This is a genomic window from Paenibacillus sp. CECT 9249, from assembly GCF_918697855.1.
In the GTDB taxonomy this organism is placed as follows: Bacteria; Bacillota; Bacilli; order Paenibacillales; family Paenibacillaceae; genus MSJ-34.
The window spans coordinates 1-18,168 of sequence record NZ_CAKKLI010000069.1 but is presented as its reverse complement, the minus strand read 5'-3'; the positions used below and the strand labels follow the sequence as shown (position 1 = coordinate 18,168).

The 18,168-nt window shown below is 49.9% G+C and carries 18 protein-coding genes and 1 pseudogene; 1 reads left to right on the top strand and 18 read right to left on the bottom strand.

Annotated features, from left to right (window positions below):
• A partial coding sequence (locus LQ229_RS25580) for a hypothetical protein (protein WP_230193282.1) occupies positions 1–182 on the bottom strand: 182 nt, incomplete at its 3' end.
• 333 nt (positions 183–515) lie between these two features.
• Complete coding sequence (locus LQ229_RS25575) at positions 516–1,400, bottom strand: nucleotidyltransferase-like protein (protein ID WP_216541230.1); 885 nt, start codon at positions 1,398–1,400, stop codon at positions 516–518.
• Positions 1,401–1,540: 140 nt separating this feature from the next.
• Here LQ229_RS25575 and LQ229_RS25570 point away from each other — a divergent pair, with 140 nt between their 5' ends.
• Positions 1,541–1,948, top strand: coding sequence for a YgzB family protein (locus tag LQ229_RS25570; protein WP_216541231.1), 408 nt, complete (start codon positions 1,541–1,543; stop codon positions 1,946–1,948).
• Between the two features lie 89 nt (positions 1,949–2,037).
• Here the strand turns inward: LQ229_RS25570 and LQ229_RS25565 are convergent, their stop codons facing one another.
• From LQ229_RS25565 to LQ229_RS25490, 16 genes and pseudogenes are all read right to left on the bottom strand, one after another.
• A complete protein-coding gene (locus tag LQ229_RS25565; protein ID WP_356712073.1) occupies positions 2,038–3,597 on the bottom strand; it encodes a glycosyl hydrolase family 18 protein in 1,560 nt (519 codons plus the stop codon).
• 177 nt (positions 3,598–3,774) lie between these two features.
• Positions 3,775–4,200, bottom strand: a complete 426-nt coding sequence (gene perR, locus LQ229_RS25560) for a peroxide-responsive transcriptional repressor PerR (protein WP_216541232.1) — start codon at positions 4,198–4,200, stop codon at positions 3,775–3,777.
• A 98-nt stretch (positions 4,201–4,298) separates the two neighbouring features.
• Positions 4,299–5,423: a DUF4097 family beta strand repeat-containing protein gene (locus LQ229_RS25555; protein ID WP_230193281.1), complete on the bottom strand. Its 1,125-nt coding sequence runs from the start codon at positions 5,421–5,423 to the stop codon at positions 4,299–4,301.
• 27 nt (positions 5,424–5,450) lie between these two features.
• Positions 5,451–6,125, bottom strand: a complete 675-nt coding sequence (locus tag LQ229_RS25550; protein ID WP_216541234.1) for a hypothetical protein — start codon at positions 6,123–6,125, stop codon at positions 5,451–5,453.
• Positions 6,126–6,135: 10 nt separating this feature from the next.
• Complete coding sequence (locus LQ229_RS25545) at positions 6,136–6,519, bottom strand: hypothetical protein (RefSeq protein ID WP_230193280.1); 384 nt, start codon at positions 6,517–6,519, stop codon at positions 6,136–6,138.
• Positions 6,464–7,090: an RNA polymerase sigma factor gene (locus LQ229_RS25540; protein ID WP_230193279.1), complete on the bottom strand. Its 627-nt coding sequence runs from the start codon at positions 7,088–7,090 to the stop codon at positions 6,464–6,466. The genes LQ229_RS25545 and LQ229_RS25540 overlap by 56 nt, the downstream gene beginning before the upstream one ends.
• Before the next feature lie 112 nt (positions 7,091–7,202).
• The gene (locus tag LQ229_RS25535; RefSeq protein WP_230193278.1) at positions 7,203–7,907 is read right to left on the bottom strand and encodes an MgtC/SapB family protein; all 705 of its coding nucleotides are present in this window, start codon (positions 7,905–7,907) and stop codon (positions 7,203–7,205) included.
• Between the two features lie 30 nt (positions 7,908–7,937).
• The gene (locus tag LQ229_RS25530) at positions 7,938–8,429 is read right to left on the bottom strand and encodes a GNAT family N-acetyltransferase (protein ID WP_230193277.1); all 492 of its coding nucleotides are present in this window, start codon (positions 8,427–8,429) and stop codon (positions 7,938–7,940) included.
• A 4-nt stretch (positions 8,430–8,433) separates the two neighbouring features.
• Positions 8,434–9,873, bottom strand: coding sequence for an Asp-tRNA(Asn)/Glu-tRNA(Gln) amidotransferase subunit GatB (gene gatB / locus LQ229_RS25525; protein ID WP_230193276.1), 1,440 nt, complete (start codon positions 9,871–9,873; stop codon positions 8,434–8,436).
• Between the two features lie 57 nt (positions 9,874–9,930).
• The gene (gatA, locus tag LQ229_RS25520; RefSeq protein ID WP_230193275.1) at positions 9,931–11,388 is read right to left on the bottom strand and encodes an Asp-tRNA(Asn)/Glu-tRNA(Gln) amidotransferase subunit GatA; all 1,458 of its coding nucleotides are present in this window, start codon (positions 11,386–11,388) and stop codon (positions 9,931–9,933) included.
• Positions 11,389–11,430: 42 nt separating this feature from the next.
• Complete coding sequence (gatC, locus tag LQ229_RS25515) at positions 11,431–11,718, bottom strand: Asp-tRNA(Asn)/Glu-tRNA(Gln) amidotransferase subunit GatC (protein ID WP_216541241.1); 288 nt, start codon at positions 11,716–11,718, stop codon at positions 11,431–11,433.
• A 140-nt stretch (positions 11,719–11,858) separates the two neighbouring features.
• Entirely contained in the window at positions 11,859–12,245 is a 387-nt protein-coding gene (locus tag LQ229_RS25510) for an ATPase (RefSeq protein WP_216541242.1), read from the bottom strand.
• A 325-nt stretch (positions 12,246–12,570) separates the two neighbouring features.
• Complete coding sequence (locus LQ229_RS25505) at positions 12,571–13,776, bottom strand: Xaa-Pro peptidase family protein (protein ID WP_230193274.1); 1,206 nt, start codon at positions 13,774–13,776, stop codon at positions 12,571–12,573.
• Positions 13,777–13,791: 15 nt separating this feature from the next.
• A complete protein-coding gene (locus LQ229_RS25500; protein WP_230193284.1) occupies positions 13,792–15,516 on the bottom strand; it encodes a hypothetical protein in 1,725 nt (574 codons plus the stop codon).
• 39 nt (positions 15,517–15,555) lie between these two features.
• Positions 15,556–16,122: pseudogene (locus LQ229_RS25495) on the bottom strand (DUF5704 domain-containing protein); the annotation flags it as partial.
• A gap of 978 nt (positions 16,123–17,100) precedes the next feature.
• Positions 17,101–18,036 (bottom strand): copper amine oxidase N-terminal domain-containing protein, encoded by a 936-nt coding sequence (locus tag LQ229_RS25490; RefSeq protein ID WP_230193273.1) that lies wholly within the window; start codon positions 18,034–18,036, stop codon positions 17,101–17,103.
• Positions 18,037–18,168: the final 132 nt, after the last annotated feature.

Here is an 18,168-nt window from a genome sequence, read left to right as displayed (position 1 = left end):
CACGCCGCCAGCGTTCGTCCTGAGCCAGGATCAAACTCTCCATGAAAACGATTATTCTCTTGGCCCGGAACGGGATGTTGAGATATAATCTGGTCGGTTCCATCGGCAGAACCGATAAAACCGAATACGAAAGAGCCGAATAGCTCAAAATTTCGTTGCTGACGAGAACTTGTCGTTCTCAATTTATTGTTGCTTAATTCGCTCGTTGTTCAGTTTTCAAAGAACAAATCTAGTGCTTTATTTGTTGCTTTCTTTTGCGCTCCGCCGTTTCAGCGGCGACTTTTATAATATATCATATCGCCATTACTCAAGTCAAGCATTTTTTTCGAAGTAGATTTTAGCGTCTTACATAACGCTTCTGATTCGCTACTTCCATTGCTCCTATCTGAGCGGCGAAATCTAATTTATCACAGAACCGCAAACGAAGTCAACAACTAAACGTTATATTCTTCCATACAAAATGTTACAATTCTAATACGCGCACCGGCGCAGCCCGCCGTTCATTGCGCCGGCGCCTATATATATCGAATTTCCGTAAATGGCAGCGCGTCGTACCCGTCCTTCGAATCTTGAAGCACGGCAACTTCATGGACCCAGCCTTTCTTGACCAGCATTTGCAAGACTAAAGATAAATTGTTCCGCACATGGAACAATTCGGGATGCTCCATCAATTCGCGAATGCTCCATGGGTCCGGGCGGCTCGATAAAATCCGGAGCAGCAGCGAGCAGCATTCCTTCATTTTGGACATGACGGAAAATTCGCATGCGAGCAAAACGAGCTGAACTCGTTGCTCCACCGTTTCCTGACTAACCGTTAATTCTTCATATAATTTATATATGCCTACATTAATATCGCGAACCTGATTCCAAACCGTCACCTCCGGATGGGCCCCTTGCTCGATGACGGCAATGCCCGCCCAATGTTGCAACGCCTCCATAATGCGGTGGTAAGCGTCAAGCGCGTGCCCGTCCTGCAAATATTGTTTCGCATGCATATAGGTACGGAGGAAAAGGGCAAATTCCGCAAACATTCTCTGTTCCCGCAGCGGATTGTCAAACCGGACGACCGATTCGCGGAGCTGCGCCAAATACCCGTCGCGATCCCACCATATTTCACCTTGGATCAACCATTGAATAATATTGCGATTCTCGCCGGCGATAATCCATCGTTCCAAACTGGTTGGGCTGACTCGCAGCACCTGCACGTTCGTCGTGCCGTCAATCACATGAACCGTTTCAATGAAATGTTCGGAAACGTCGCATACGGTCATAACAAGCAGATCGAAGCCGTCAATGAACGCACGGTGCGCTAACGTTTCCGTATCTTCGATTGCGATTGCGCTCATTGCGTTCGATCCGGAAAGATACTCCGACAGCGACGTTTTTTGGATCAGTTTCACGCTTTTTCACCTTACCTCTCTTGGCGATTGCAAAGCTAGTACGCTATAATATATTTCTACACGACTATCTCATCTTCCTGCATTATGCATCAAACTTAATCATGGTTGAAAATTACAGATTGCCAAAGGAGAACGCGGATATGTTTTTTAAATCAAGCAAAATCAACGAATTTCGATTGTGGGGATTGCTGCTTACCTTAATTGGAATGGGATTGATGATATTGGGGACGGCGGGCATCATTTTATGGGGACAGTCCGGGAAAGTGTTCGCCGCCATTTTTATGGTCATCGGCATGATATCCATGCTTGGCAGTGTCGGCATTTACTTCTGGGCCGGCATGCTGTCTACGAGCGCCGTCATTTTGCAATGTCCCGAATGTCACCGAACGACCAAAATGCTGGGCAAGACCGACCGATGCATGTTTTGCAAAACGATACTGACTTTGGATCCGGCGCTTGCCACAGACACCGGCGAAGATTCTACAAGCGATGGCGACGGCGACGGCCGGGGTACTGGACAGGACGACGCGCTTCCGCTCAAATCGTAAGGCGGCTCCCATTCATTTCATATTTGCAATACGGGTAATGAAGAAGACCTTTGCCGAAACTATACGTAGTTGGCAAAGGTCTTCTTGTATTAATGAGCCGCAATAATGTCCCATATATCGTCGGATGCAAAGCTTCGGGTCCATATGGCCGTACCGGCCAATTTCAATTTTCTCGCCAAATCCAAACGGGCTTTCACCGAAACTTCATCCTCGATCCATATTTTGATCGTCGCTCCGTTTTCTTTGTATTCGACGTAATTTTGCCCTGACTTTGAATCGAAGACAGGCGTCAGTTTATTATTTTGAATTAAATCCTGTACAGTTTTCATGCCGACGGCTTTGGAAGTCACTTTCATCTTTCCTTTTTCCGCCTTTTCCGTCCAAATACGGGTATAAAAGGGCATGCCCAGCAGCAGTTTATTCGGCGGCACGCGATCTTCGTCGATGATGCGGCGAATCGAACGCTCAACCCAAGGCAATGATGCGACCGAACCCGCCTTAGGGCTTGAAGCCCAATGCTCGTCGTAAGCCATGACCATCATAAAATCGACGATTTCCCCTAGCGCCTTGCGATCTAAGAATACGGACCACATCTCGCTGTTCGACTTCGGCGTCACGTCGATCGAAACGACCAAGCCTTGCTCATGCATCATCGGCGTCAATTCCCGCATAAATTGCGTCAAATTGTCTTTATCTTTCGTATGCACATTCTCAAAGTCGATATTAAAGCCGTCAAGCTTGTACATTTTCGCAAATGACAGCAATTGTTGTATTATTCGAAATCGATTGTCGAACGAAGCGAGCGCGGACGTCGTCATCTCCGGCTCGAAACTGTTGCTGAACAACGCCCACACTTGCATATTGTTGTTATGGGCCCAGCGCACATAACTCGGATCCGCCTTGTTCTTCACATTGCCTTCCCCGTCCAGAAGGCTGAACCAGGTAGGGCTAACGACATTCACGCCGGGCATCGGAGCGAATTTGCCGGGATCCGGATTTTTGTTATAAACGGCTTCCCAAATCATATGCACAGGCTCCTGCAACTCGATCGTTTCGGAAGCTTCCTGCATAGGAGCAAGCGTAATCGTTTCTTTCAACTCGACATCTTTTTGCCGGATAAAACCGACGACGCCGTTATCCAATTGCGCTTCATACCAATCTTCAACTTCATGCCAAATTCGAAGCTTCGAACCTTGGCCGACATCCGCCAATATCGGGGCATGCTTTGTCGGTCCTGTCCGCAAAGCCGCCGTTTTGTCCGGCTTCTTCGGATTTGAAGGAACTTCGCCCATCCTCACCGTATCTCCGGCTTTATTCAAGATGACGGCGCCTGTCTCGGCATGTTCTTGAATTTCCACTCCATACAGCTCTTTCAAAGGATCGATCGGCAAGTAGAGAACTCCGTCCACCTTCTCGGCGGCAAAATGCAGTTGAATCGGCTTGCTGTTCACACTGCCGGTCAGTTGATCGGTTTTGAAATGAATTAATTTGTCTTTCGTTGTTAAAATAATCGATTGGGACGTTTCCTCATAACGGACGTTAGGATCGATATATTGCTGCACGAACGGCAGCGGAAGCTTCAGCCCTTCCTTCGTCCCTTCGGCCGGCAACTCGAACATTTCCCCGTTGATAAAGATAGGTTTTGCCAAACCGCCGAAATCGGGCTCCACATGCTCGGAATTGGGCAATACGTTTTGCACAATGATATAAGAACCAATAACTGCGACACAAGTTAACATAAAAATAAAAAACCACCATCGCCTACGCATGCCCTTACGATGATGGTGTCGGTATCTTCTGCTCTCCAACGAATCTGGCCCCTTCCGCTATTTCGAAGAACACGACTTACATATCCCGTAAACTTCCATGCGATGGCCGCGTACGACAAAGCCTGAAGCTTGGGCTGCCGTCTGTTCGACATCGCTCAGCTTCGGATAGTCGAAATCGACAATCTTGCCGCATTGTTCGCAGATCGCATGATAGTGATCGGACAAATCCGCGTCAAACCGGCTGGAATCGTCTCCATAAGTCAATTCTCTAACCAAGCCGGCTTCGATAAATAATTTTAAATTGTTATATACCGTAGCAACGCTCATGCTGACAAACTTCGGCGAAAGTGCACGGTAGATCTCATCCGCAGTGGGATGCGTATGGCTATCCAGCAAATATGTCAAAATCGCATGGCGCTGCGGCGTGACGCGAACACCCATATCTTTAAGCTGTTCCAATGCATATTGGACTCGCGATTTCATGGTACACCGCCTCTTCTCTTTTCCGCACAAATCAGAAAATCATTCGATTGGCATCCATCGATGCCATACATCAATTGTAACGTGCGCCGTCCGCGATTTCAATTCTTTTTCACCTGGATATCTTTGATAGTCTCCAGCCGGATCGAATGCGTGCCCGCTCCGACCATTCCGGAAATCCTATTCTCGTTGATCTCGAGCGGCAACTCGGATGCGATCGACCCGAACGTATTGGAACCGTCAACGGTATAATCGCCTTCCTCCGGCAGCGCAACGAGAATATCGCCAATGGCGGTATAAAGGTTCCAATCCCCTCCGACATGAACGGACCGAACTTCGATGTCTCCGTTCAACGTTTCGAGATCGACGTTTCGTTCGGCTCCCTCAAGCGTAATATTCCCGTTTTTCGTCTCGGCTCGAACATTCCCGTCCGTATGGCGAATTTCGATGGCGCCGTTCAACGTATTGGCAACGACATCGCCGTCGGCATTCGCGACTTTCACTTGCCCGTTGCTCGTACTTAATTTGAGCTCATCCCGAATCGGAATGTCTTCCGCCTCGATATCCCCGTTGATCAGTTTCAATTCCACATCCAGTTCGCGATGCTCCGGCAACGTAATGACGAAATTCATCCTCGGCTTTCTTTTGCCGCTCGCGCCGTATGTTTGGCCGTTTGCCGTCAGCGAAACGGTCTGGCCCAGGTTGACCTTCAATTCGGATTGTTCCGCGATATTCCGGGCTTCCTGCTCGCTTACCGCGTCGATCCACATTACCGTATCAACGGCAATGCGGTCCACGGCCGGCCCTTTCCGAAGGACGACGCTTCCATTCGGGTTATTGACGACAAGCCGCTGCGTCCCCGGGTCAAGCTGCACGAACTCAGCATCCTTGTCGATACGCGTTCCGGATTGTTCGCTGTAATTGCCCGCATCCGAAAAATCGATAGTATGCCATAGTTCCTTCAAATAAGAGGGTTGAGTGACGCCGAATACGATGCCCGAAATCAAGACGGCGACGAATACGCCGGCGAAATCGAGACGAAACTTCTTCCCGTCGCGATAGAGGAAGTTCAGAACGATGAACTCCAAGCCCCACAGTATAAAGAGAACCGGCCACCACTGCAATAACAACCGAATGGACCCGCTTCCGGTCGCCTGATCCCATATCAGCAATCCGCCTACGGATAACAGCAGCAAAGCCGCCGTATATCTTCCGACCTTGACCATTCGCATCCATCCTTTCGATCTATCGACTTATCGGCCGGGCGGCTTATTTTTTTTCGATTCCCGGAACAGGATCGCTCCGCCTACCACAATTAAAATAATGGCCGCTAAATACGAGCCTCCGTATTGAAACAACGCTCGCAGCCAGCTCGGGTTAATGCTGAACAATATGACGAACACGCCGAACATGATGAGCAGCAATCCGAGACCGTTGCCCTTAAGAAAAGAAGAACCGATCGCTTTGTCCCAAGTCGGCGAAGCTCCTCCCAGTTCGTCGGGTATATACCCGTACATTCGGCGGACGTTAATGCGGTCCGTACATTGCAGCGCATCGAACAAATTGTAAAAATAGATGCCTGGAATAAGAAGCGACAAGAGCACGATCAGCGGAATATTCACTTCAAGTCCCGAGGACGAAAAGTATACGATGGCCATAATATCCAGAGCAAGCAGCAGCATGAAGGAAAGTCCTCTTTGCATCAAACCTAAGTAAAAGTGACCTAAGCCCGGGAAAAAAAAGGCGAACAATCCCGCTACAAATTTGCTTTTTTTGGATACATTGTTTGCATACGGATAGTGGCCGGGACCGTAACCGTTAAAACCCGGCGGAGGCGGGGGAGGGGGCGTTTGCCTCATATTTCTTATTCTTTCGTCCAGAAAAGGGTCGTTCGTGAAATTGTTTTGTTTGTCGTCTTTGTTCATCATCTGGCATTCCCTATCCTTTCGTTAAATATTTCATTACATACTGAACCGTATCGTGCACGGTCGTTTGCAGTTCTACGCCCCAATGCGACGGATCCGGATAAAACAACGGCTTAAAGATTCCGACGGAAATAAAGAAATACGTTGCCGCACTGGCAATCGCGAAGTGGAACAATACATTCCGCTGTAACCGGGCGAAATGAAACGGTCCTGAAGGTTGTCCTTCTGCGTCGGATTGCAGCGCTGCGCGCCGCATCACGTTGTCCGTAAAATAAGGGGACGGTTCCGCTATCGGCAACCGATCGAGCATCCGGTCGATTTGCCGCGAGAACGAATCTTGTTCATACCGACGATTTATGGGCGTCGCTTTGGATTGATCGTTGTGAGATCGTCTCATGAGGATGCACCTCCAACCATTTTTGTTTAAACTTCTGCTTGGCCCGGTAAAGCCGCGTTTCCACCGTTTTCGGCGGAATATCCAAAATTGCGGCGATCTCTTGATAGGAGCATTGCCGCAAATGAAACAGTTCGAGCGCAATACGGTATTTATACGGAAGCATGGCCAGAATTTCCCACACTTCATGCTGATCTTCTTTCGTCATTAACCGGTTTTCCGGTTCATCCGTACGATCGGCGAACCACGAACGGATCGTATCGATGACCGACTCCAAAGGCTTTCGTTTTTGCGATCGGCGGTAATCGATGACGCAGTTCAATGTCAATCGGTAGAGCCAGGTTTTGAATTGGGCGTCGCCGCGGAATGAGGATAATGCGCGATACATTTTCACAAACACGTCCTGCGCCAAATCTTCCGCCGTTTCCCGATGGCCGATTTCACGATAGATCAAGGTGAAAACATAATTTTTATGACGTTCGATAATGTATCGGTATGCCTCATGTTCGCCTTGACGGATGTTCTCTATTAATTGTTCGTCCGTCAATTGCTCCATCGTTTCACCTGCCTCCATCGGATTTCATAAAGATTAGACGTTCATATTCGGATAAACCCTTCAAAATTATAATACACCAAAAAAAACCTCCCTAGGTAAGGAAGGTTTTACACATCGGCGAAAAATCCGCTCACTCGATCGAGACGCCGAACACGCCGTCAATCGATTTGATCTCGGACATGATGGCCGGCGGCTCGATCGGCTTCGGCACAACGATATGGAGTTGAAGCTCCATATGCAAATCGAGTTCGTTCTCGACCGGTTTTCGGTTTTCAAGCAAAGTCATTTTTCTGACCGTGATTCCTTGGGCCGTCAGCTTGGCGGAAACATGATCGAGCAAATCGTGCTTGCCGAACGCGCGAACCGTCAGCAATTGCACCTTTTTCCCTCCAAGAAAACGCTGTTCGATTTTGTTAAGAACCCAAAGGTTCAATAACACGAGCACGGTCGAAACGACCGCCGCAAAATAAAAACCAGCGCCGATGGCTAAGCCGATCGCGGCGACAACCCATAACGAAGCCGCCGTCGTCAATCCTGTGATCGATTTGCCGGTAAACAGAATCGTTCCCGCGCCGAGAAAACCGATCCCGGTAATGACCGCGGTCGCCAAGCGGGCCGGATCGACGCGAACGTTAATTTCATCGACAAATGCCGAAAAACCGTAAATGGATAAAAGCATAATGAGCGCCGAGCCCAAACAGACCAGAATATGCGTGCGCAGCCCGGCGGCGTGATTGTTATGTTCCCGTTCGAACCCGATCAATCCGCCGAGCAGCATCGCAATGAGCAGGCGCATCAATATGTGAACATTGTCAATGAACCAAGGATTGCTCAATCCTATTCCTCCGTTTCCGCTGACAGTCCTCTACGCTTTTTTATGAAATGTGGCGAGCGGTACGTTAGGGGCCACTTCTTGCACGCTCGACTGCACGAAGCCTTTTTTCTCGTACAGATTGACGGCGGGCGTATTCCGCAAGGCTGTCGATACGATAAACGTCTTAACCTCCGGATTGCCGTTCAATACATAGTCTACCAAACTCCCGGCGATGCCTCTGCGGAAAAAACGCGGGTGCACCATCATGCGGCATATCGTGAGCTCGCCGGGCTGCTCGGACTCGGTGGAAATGGCGCCGGCCAGCTCATCTTCCACGAAATAACCGTAAAATTGTTCGCCGCATTCCCGCAGCGAGCGGAGCGTATCCATCAACGGCGGGATCCGGTCGAATCCGATCAATTCGGCCTCGATCGGGTAGGATGCATGCTGCAGCCTCCATATTTCCTCTACCGTGCCTTCATCCGATAAATCGAGCCGCTTGATCGGAAATAGCTCTTGGTTCGTACCTCTCGTATGCGTCATTCTTTTATCCCTTCAGACGTTCCAGCAGCAGTTGATTGACGAGCGCCGGATTCGCTTTGCCTCTCGATTCTTTCATCACTTGTCCGACCAGGAAGCCGATCGCTTTCTCTTTGCCGGCCTTGTAATCTTCAACCGACTGCGGGTTCGCTTCGACGACTTTGTCCACGATCGCTTTAATCGCCCCTTCGTCGCTGATTTGCACAAGCCCCTTCTCCTCGACGATCGCTTGCGGCGCTTTGCCGGATTCCAGCATTTCTTTAAACACGGTCTTGGCGATTTTACTGCTGATCGTTCCCTTCTCGATTAATCCGATCATTTCGCCCAAGCCTTTGCCCGTCACTTTCACGTCCGCCATTTCCAAATTGTTCGCGTTCAAGTATCCGAGCAAATCGCCCATAATCCAGTTGGATACGGCTTTCGCGTCTTTCGTATATTGCAAGCTTTCTTCGAAGAAGTCGGCGAGAGCCATCGAGGACGTGATTACTTCGGCGTCGTAACTAGGCAAACCGTAATCCGACGTATACCGCGCTTTGCGCGCATCCGGCAATTCCGGAATGCTCGCCCGAATTCGTGCTTTCCATTCGTCGTCGATATGAAGCATGACCAGGTCCGGATCCGGAAAATATCGGTAGTCATGCGCCTCTTCCTTGCTGCGCATGGTCAGCGTCTTGCCTTGCGCCTCGTCCCAGCGTCTCGTTTCCTGTACAATCACGCCGCCTTCGTCAAGCACTTCCGCCTGGCGCCATTCTTCGTACTCAAGTCCTTTTTGCACGCCGCGAAACGAGTTCATGTTCTTCAATTCCGTCTTCGTTCCGAATTCCTGTTGTCCATACGGTCGCAAGCTAATATTGGCGTCGCAACGCAAACTGCCTTCTTCCATCTTTACGTCCGATACGTCGCAATATTGCATGATCGCCTTTAATTTCTCAAGATAAGCGCGCGCTTCTTCCGGCGAACGCAAATCCGGTTCGGAGACGATCTCCACCAGCGGCGTTCCGACGCGGTTAAAGTCGACGAGCGATGCGTATCCGCCGTCGACATGGGTCAGCTTGCCGGCGTCTTCTTCCAAATGGAGACGCGTAATGCCGATCCGTTTCGTTTCGCCGTTCACTTCGATATCGATCCAACCGTTCTCGCCGATCGGTTTATCGTACTGCGAAATTTGGTAAGCTTTCGGCGAATCGGGATAGAAATAGTTTTTACGGTCGAATTTGCTCTCGTCCGCAATCGTGCAATTGAGCGCCATCGCGGCTTTCATGGCGTAATCCACCGCTTGGCGGTTCAGTACCGGCAGCACGCCGGGATGTCCCAAGCAAATCGGGCATGTATGCGTATTCGGGGGAGCGCCGAACTCCGTCGAGCAGCCGCAAAATATTTTCGATTTCGTATGCAGCTCGACGTGGACCTCCAAACCGATTACCGTTTCGTATTTTGGGGTAGACATGGATAACCTCCTGCAAACTTTATGAAATAAGCGTTAACGGGCAACGTTGCTAACGTTCTATAACCGCGGGCGCGCTTTGTGATGATCCGTATGCCGTTCAAATGCGTGTGCCACACGCAGCACCGTCGCTTCGTCAAACGCTTTGCCGATAATTTGCATGCCGACCGGCAATCCGTCCGCGAATCCGCAAGGCACGCTAATGGCCGGCACGCCGGACAAGCTGACCGGAATGGTAATAATGTCATTCATATACATCGCCAGCGGATCGTTCACCTGTGAACCGATCGGAAATGCCGTCGTCGGCGCCGTCGGACCGATAATGACGTCGAAATCGGCAAAAACTTTATCGAAATCCTGTTTCACGAGCGTACGAACTTTTTGCGCTTTGACGTAATAAGCGTCGTAATATCCCGAACTGAGCGCGTATGTTCCGAGCATGATGCGGCGCTTCACTTCCGGACCGAAACCTTGGCTTCTCGATTTATGGTACAGATCGATCAGATTGTCCGGGTTGTCGGCGCGTACGCCGTACCGCACGCCGTCGAATCGCGCCAAGTTGGAAGAAGCTTCCGAAGACGCAAGCAAATAATAGGCTGCGATCGCATAATCGGTATGAGGGAGAGATACTTCTTCCCACGTCGCTCCAAGACTTTCAAGCACTTTCAAAGCCGTAAGCACCGAATCTTTCACTTTCGGATCGATGCCATCTCCGAAATATTCCTTCGGTACGCCGATGCGCAACCCTTTGACATCGCCCGTCAATGCGGCCATATAGTCCGGCACGTCTACATTTGCCGATGTGGAATCCATGGCGTCGTAGCCGGCAATCGCTTGCAGCACGTAGGCGGAGTCCTCGACGTTTTTCGTAATCGGACCGATTTGGTCCAGCGACGAGGCGAACGCGACTAAGCCGAAGCGCGAGACGCGGCCGTACGTCGGTTTTAACCCGACAACGCCGCAATACGACGCAGGCTGGCGGATCGATCCTCCCGTATCGGAACCGAGTGCGAAATAAGCTTCGCCCGCCGCGACCGCCGCAGCCGACCCGCCGCTGGAACCGCCGGGGACATAATCCAAATTCCACGGATTCCGCGTCGGATAGAAGCTCGAATTTTCGTTGGAGCCCCCCATCGCGAACTCGTCCATGTTCAATTTGCCGATCGTCACGGATTGTGCCGCTTTTAATTTCTTCACAACAGTCGCATCGTAGACCGGATCGTAGTTGGATAGAAATTGGCTCGCGCAAGTCGTGCGCAATCCTTCCGTTACAATGTTGTCTTTGAGGCCTGCGGGCAGCCCGAACAGCAAGCCGCGTTCTCCGCCTTTGGCCAATTGCTCGTCCAAAGCCTTCGCTTGGGCGCGCGCTCCTTCTTCATCTAATGTCAAATAAGCCTTAACCCGCTCTTCCGTTTCGCCGATCCGCTTATACGCCTGATCGACCAAATCGGAAACGGACAGTTCTTTCCGGCTCAGCTTATCGTGAATTTCTTGTAATCGCAAATCGAAAAGTGACAACGTTCGTTCCTCCTAAAAGTTTTGTAAGCGATGCTTCATTTACTATTCCAAAACGGCCGGCACCTTGATTTGCCCGTCTTCCTCATCCGGCGCATTCAGCAATACTTTCTCTATCGGCAAAGAAGGACGAACCTCGTCTTCGCGCATAACGTTTGCGATCGGCAATACATGGCTCGTTGGCGCCACATCGTCCGTATCCAGTTCGTTCAACTTTTCCGCATATTTTAAAATGGCATTCAGCTGTTCCGTAAATTTCGTTTTCTCTTCCTCGCTCAAATCAAGCCGCGCCAGCTTGGCCACGTGCTCGACATCTTGTACGGCAATGCTCATCCGCTCGTTCCTCCTTAATGTCCAATTCTCATTTTATAAGTATAGCCTAGTTGTTTTTGTTACTCAATTATCAAGTTGAAAAACATGCAAAAACCCGAGGCTTTCGTCACCCCGGGCTCGTTCAGGCACTGCGCGTTCTATTAAATCCAGGCGCGCAGATTGACTTGTTTGATGAATTCTTTCGTCGTCATCGGCTCCTGCGCCGATTCTTCCTCCGGTTGTTCGTCGGCATGCAATTGTCCGTTTACAATTCGCATAAAAAGATTCTCGTTACGCGTCGCAAGCGCATAATCGATCAACGCTTCCCGTTCAATCCGGTCGACTTCCTGCTGCAGCAGCTCCGCCTCCGGCGCGATATCCGAAGCCGGGACGGCGAAATTGCGGTTCGCCTTCGGAACGCGGACGACATAGTCAAACGCATTATCCGCATTGCGGTCGTATGCAATAATATACCCGTACTCTCCGACGGGGAGATTTTGTTCGAATCGGTCAGCGACGATAATAATTTTTTCCCCTAAACGATGCATCGCTTATTCCCCCTAGCTGACTAGCTGTCTATCTTTTATCCTATATCCTACTAAAAAATGATAGCAATGTCCAATTCGGGCGGGAAAAGCGGATCGGCCAACGCCAGGAGCAGCCTGCCGTCTCGCATCGAGCGCAGCTTCCAGCGCGCGGTGTTTCGCTGCATGTCGGCGGTCGGTCGGCCACATCGAGGCATTGAGGCAAGGAAAACGCCTGGCGCGTCCTTGGCGGTTAGCCGATTTCAAACGTTTGGCCCTTGCGGGCGGAGCCTTCCTTCTCCGGCAGAAATGCGTATTCCGAGTCCGGGATAAATCAGGACTTTCGGGTTCAGCCGTCCCACTCCACATGAACAACGCCCTCGCGGGAAACGGTAAGCTTATCGTATCCTTGCTCCGTTATCAAATATACGTTTTCCAGCCCGACGATGCCGCGGCCGGGGAACGTGAATTTCGGCTCGATCGCGATCGCCATGCCGGGCTCGAGCGGATAGGCAAATCCTTTGGCCAGCACGGGCAGTTCGTCGATTTCGAGGCCGATGCCATGGCCGAGAAACTTCACTTGGTCGGCCCCGTATCCCATAAAGTGCGCGGCAAGTCCGGCTTCCTTCGCCATTTCGAGCGCTTGGGCGTAGATCCGCTCGCAAGACGTACCCGGCCGCAACAGCTTTTCCGTCGCGCGAAGAATCGATTCGGCAACGTCGTAGGCCCGCCGCAGATCGGGTTCTAGTTCGCCGATTACGAACGTTCTGGTCTGATCGGTCACATACCCGTCGATGCAGCAGCCGATATCGACGAGAATCGGTTCACCACGCTCGATCGCTTTGCGGCTTGAGCTTTGCGGGCCCGCGGCGCTCAGCCCCCGTCCGCCGGCCGGGCCGTCGAAATACGTCGGTTCGGCTGCGGCTGCACCCGAGCCGACCATGCCGGTAATCACCTCTTGGTTGTATCCCCGCAAACGAATCATGCCAAGATGCCCGTTGTTGCGGAACATAAACTCGATGCGGCTCATCAGTTCAAGCTCCGTCATGCCGGGACGCACGTAAGCGGCCGCATCCTGCAAGACGAGATCGGCGATACGCGCCGCTTCCTTCAATACGGAAACTTCATAAGCCGATTTGATCATGCGCGTTTCGCGGATGATCGCGGAGCCGTCCACCCACTTCACTTCCGGCAGCAAATCGCGCAGCCTGTGGTACATTTGCACCGGCATGACGTCAAATTCCGCCGCCACCGTAGGTTGGGGCCGCCCGAACACTTGCGGGAAACGTTCGGCCAGCGTTTGGCCGAATTGGCGCAGCGATCCGAGCGGCGCCGTCTCCACATGGGATTCTTGTTCCGCACGCACTACGCTGCGGCGGACGTAATAAACCGGTTCGCCCTCGGCGGGAATGAATAAATAGCCGGTTTGCATCGAACCTGTAAAATAGTATAAATCCACATTTTGCGTAATGATGCAACCGTCCATCGAAGCTTCGGCGCATTTCTTTTGCAATATTTTTATTCTATTATGTATTTCATCGCGGGATAAAGTCATTTCACACCCTCCACATCAATGGGTTCCCATCGAACCGAAATCGTCGTAACTGGATTGATCCCCATGATAAAATATGACATCCCCATCCGTCAATTGAAACGAATTACCGTACGAATCGGCGATCGTTCGGCGGAAGCCTTCCAATCCCCATTGGTTCCGGTGCGGATAAGGCGCCATTGCAGGCGCGTGAATATATTGCAGATGCGGATTGGCGACATCCTTATTGCGGATCGTTTCGATATTGAAATTGACGATGATGTATCCGTTTTTGAGAAAGATCGGCGATTTGTCGTTCAACCGGTTCGTACGGCCGTATTCCGCCAAATTCGTTCCTTTCGGCACGACATACACAGCGGCAGGGATGCTGTATTCCCCGTACCATTTCTGATCGGCGGCTAGAGCGCGCTGCGGAGTGGCCGTCGCATTGCCGGGTATATTCGGATTCCCGACGAAGGTGCGAAGCGACTGCGGCAATATGAACCAATCGTAGGTGCCGACCCATGTTTTGTCCGACGCGTTGCTGATATATTCCCGCACATATTGCTCGCGGCTGACGGGATTCGGCGAGTTCGGCGCGTACTCGGCATCGTAAAGAAATTGCGCCGTATCTGTCAGCTCCCGCTCCGGCACGTTCCGCAACCTTGCGTTTAAAATAACGTATCGCTTTTCTTTATCCTCGTGGGACCCGATCCGTATAAACTTTTTCTCATTGCTATGGTAGTACAAATCGACCGCCTGTCTTTGTTTGCCGTCCTTGCTCATAAAGTAGAAATCCGGCTTGATCCGGATGCCGTCGGCCGGCCCGAACATATTCCCCTTCGTTTTGAGGTCGAATTTGAAATGATACCCCGTTTTGACGGATATATTCCTCGCCCCGGCATCCGAGTGGCTTCCCAAACGGATCGGGAGCGTAAACGGCTGCCGGTTGCCCCGGGGGTAGCCATCGATATTTCGATCCCCGACCCAATAATAGTTGCCCGTATGTTGCACGCTTCCCGGCTGCGTTCGAAATACCGTTTCCCAACGATAATCGGCAATATCCGTAATGCGAAAATCGTACACGCGGCCGATCACTTCAACCGGAATTTCCATTTCGGCCGTATGATGCCGCAAATTCGTGTTGGCGTTCGTCTCGGATGTAAACGGCGAAGGCGCGTTTTCGGCTATGGTACGGAAGCGAATTTCGTAATTTCCCTCGTCCACCCACACCGGCAAATAAAATGCAGCCGTCAATTGGACCACGGGGATGTCGATCCAAGTTCCCTTCGGATACAATACGGTCCGGTCCGCATGGTACACATCGAAAGGAAAGGCTACTTGCTTGGTACGAACGTATTTGGCGTAATCGCGGTTGCCGTAGCCGGGGTAGTCGACATGCCGGCCGCTTGTCGGAATCGTAACGGTAAAAGGCCTGTCGAGAATAAACGACATTCGCTGAAAATTAGGAATCGTCTTCTGATTATGCTCCCGGTCGTCGGAGGCGCTGGAGTAATTGACGACAGGAGTGTGAACGGTGACGGGATTAATGTTTTTTACCGGAAAATTTTGATTTGAGCCGCCATTGATATTTCCAGGCAGGATCACATAGAATATCGTCCCATCGCTTGGCGTTTTATCCTTATTCACTTTGTTGCTGTCAATCATGTACCCGCTTCCGAAAAGTACGTTTGCTTCAATCGGCCGCGGAGCTGGAATTTTTCCCGGATCCGGCCCGTTTTCGATCGTTTCAGTATCACTCATTATCACATCGGATCGAAAACGTAAGTAATCGTTTTTCACTCGAATTGGTTCAACAGCAGATTCTGCTTCACTGGTAAAATCCTCGTCCGGAGCAGTGTCACCGTAAACCGTCTCGGATCCCAAATCAACATTATTAACAGTCGGCTGCTTGATATGGTTTGCGTACCCGGTGGAATGTTTCGTTTCTACTGTAGGAGGTTGGTACCCGTTAGGCGTTAACGTGACACTTCCACTTGGTAGAGCGTAGTTATTAACGATTGACTTGTCGATTTTATAGACTTCCAGATTATCGATTTGCCAGTATGAAAAATCGCGTTTAATTGTATAAGACTTCGTTACCGTTTCATCTCTGGTCTTGGTTTCCCATTTTGTCTTCGGACTGCCTTCTTCATCTACTCCGTCATCCACCTCTTCCTCCCACTCTAAATTATATGTTTTCGTAACAGTAAGCTGATATGTGCATTGCCCGACCATTTTAGTAAATTTGTTCATGTACAGGTACTCCAGCGCATGAACACGTACGTTAAGCGATTCTGACGTAGGAATCCCTTGCAAAACGTCAAATACACTATCGGCTTTAATCGTTCCGGTTGACTGCGGGTCCATTACTGAGTCGGGTATGGAAGTGCTTGGCGATTCGCTGCACCTTCCGGCAGGCGGCGGAGGTTCGCAATTGCCTCCGGGGCATTCCCCTTCATTGACCGGATCGTAATAAAAATAAGCGTAATATGTTTTAAACGATCCGTCGTATTGGAACCGATCCGGATTGCCTTTTTGCGGTGTCCCCCCCGGCGTTGGCGGCTCCTTCGTGCTTTTTTTGTATCCCACGTATTTATATTTGCTTGTTTCGGGCGCGTGTTCGAAATAATAAGGCTCGCCTTTAACTAACTTTCTCGTATAATCGCGAAAACCGTCTATACCGTCCAAGCTGCGCCCGTCTTTGGTGAAATGCTGAATGATGGCTTGTCCTTCGAGGGGTTCTAGGGTGATCGTATAGAGGATCGGGAAATAGTAGCGGTAGCCTTCGACTCCGGGGGCATACTCGCCGCCTATTGTTAGATCTAGTCCTCTTGGTGCCGTTAACGTTCCCCTAATCCAAACGTTTCCTGTTACTGATTCCGAATTTTTTCCGGTAATCGAATAGATCCCGGCTTCATAGCTCTCATTTGTTATGTCTGGTTCGTAAAGATCGTAAGGTTCGTTATATCGAGATTTGGAGAAGAGTTCTCGACCGGAAAGCTTTTTTTCACCTGCACCTGCCTCAAAACTAAGTACAGAAATCGGTTCCGCTTTAATATCAATTATTTTTCTTCCAGGAAAATCAAATTGGTAAACATAGTTATTCCAGTAAACACCTTGCTTACCGGGATAATTACCAAGCGTCCAAGTCCCTCCACTGTCTTTCCATACGTCAAAATTCCCCAATCCAATAAAATAATGCTTGTTCTCATCATCCGGATTAGGTGTTGTTGGTAGTACCCCTGCATATGCCGTGTTAAGTTGAATTAGGATGACAATACTATTTATCAAAATACATGTGGCAATTAATACCCTGCCAAGACGCTTCATAAACAAGCCATCCCCTCACTTAAACGGGTTTTTTAATGCAATTATGGAATCATCCGAAATATGAAAAGTAATAAATTTGATATCACCTAACTTAAAGTTCATATATTTTTTATCTTTAACACTGGCATGCTCGTCTCCAGCATGGATTATCTTATATGAAGCTATTCTAGTACCATCAGAATTATCCTTAAAAAGTCCATTAACACCACCACGGTATCTTAATTTTTTATCTTTTGTAAGATAGTAAATTATAAAGTCTTTACCTTCATATCTCATTTGTATACCTGTATACATACCGTCAGTAGAAAGCCACAAATCATAAATAATACGATCATCGACCTTTAAAGGCAATTGATCTTTTGAAATAAAATAGATTGATTTTTTGAGTTCACCCGAGGTGCTGTTTAATAAGTACATGTCGTTACGAAAATATTCCTTGTAATCATCGACACTTTCCGGCTCCAACCCCAACTCTTCCGGCGTATAAATCTTCTTCTCGCCAACCCAGACCCAACTGCTTACGCTGTCCCACTCTACGGGTTGCCCTAACGCTTCGCTCACAAAACGCAGCGGCACGAAGGTACGATCGCTTTTGGTGATCGCTTTCGTATCGAATGTTTTTTCCGCGTTGTTGACGAGCGCTTTCGCATGGCCTACCGTCAGCTGTATGAACTTGTCGCCGAGCGAGATTTTAACCGTTTGAGCCCCGCCGCCAACCCAATCGACCTTCGCGCCCAATCCTTCGGCGATAAAACGAATCGGAATCAGCACTCTTTTATTGGCATCCGCAAAAGGCCTCGCGTCGGGGAACGAAATTTTCCGGCCGTCAATCAATACTTCAATGTCGGCTTTGCCAACTCGTTGAATATTGCTTTGAGCCGCCGAAGCAGCGCTTGCCATAGTCGTACAAAGTACGACGATAATTACAATCAATACGGACACATTTTTCATTATTCATTCCTCCTCATATAGTATTTCTTGAAGGCAGTTTTGAGTTTACTTCCAGTCCCCTAGGGGACTGGCGGCCGCCTTCAAAATTTCCAGTTGATCTTTGAAAAATAAATTTGGGACTGGACTTTCCGG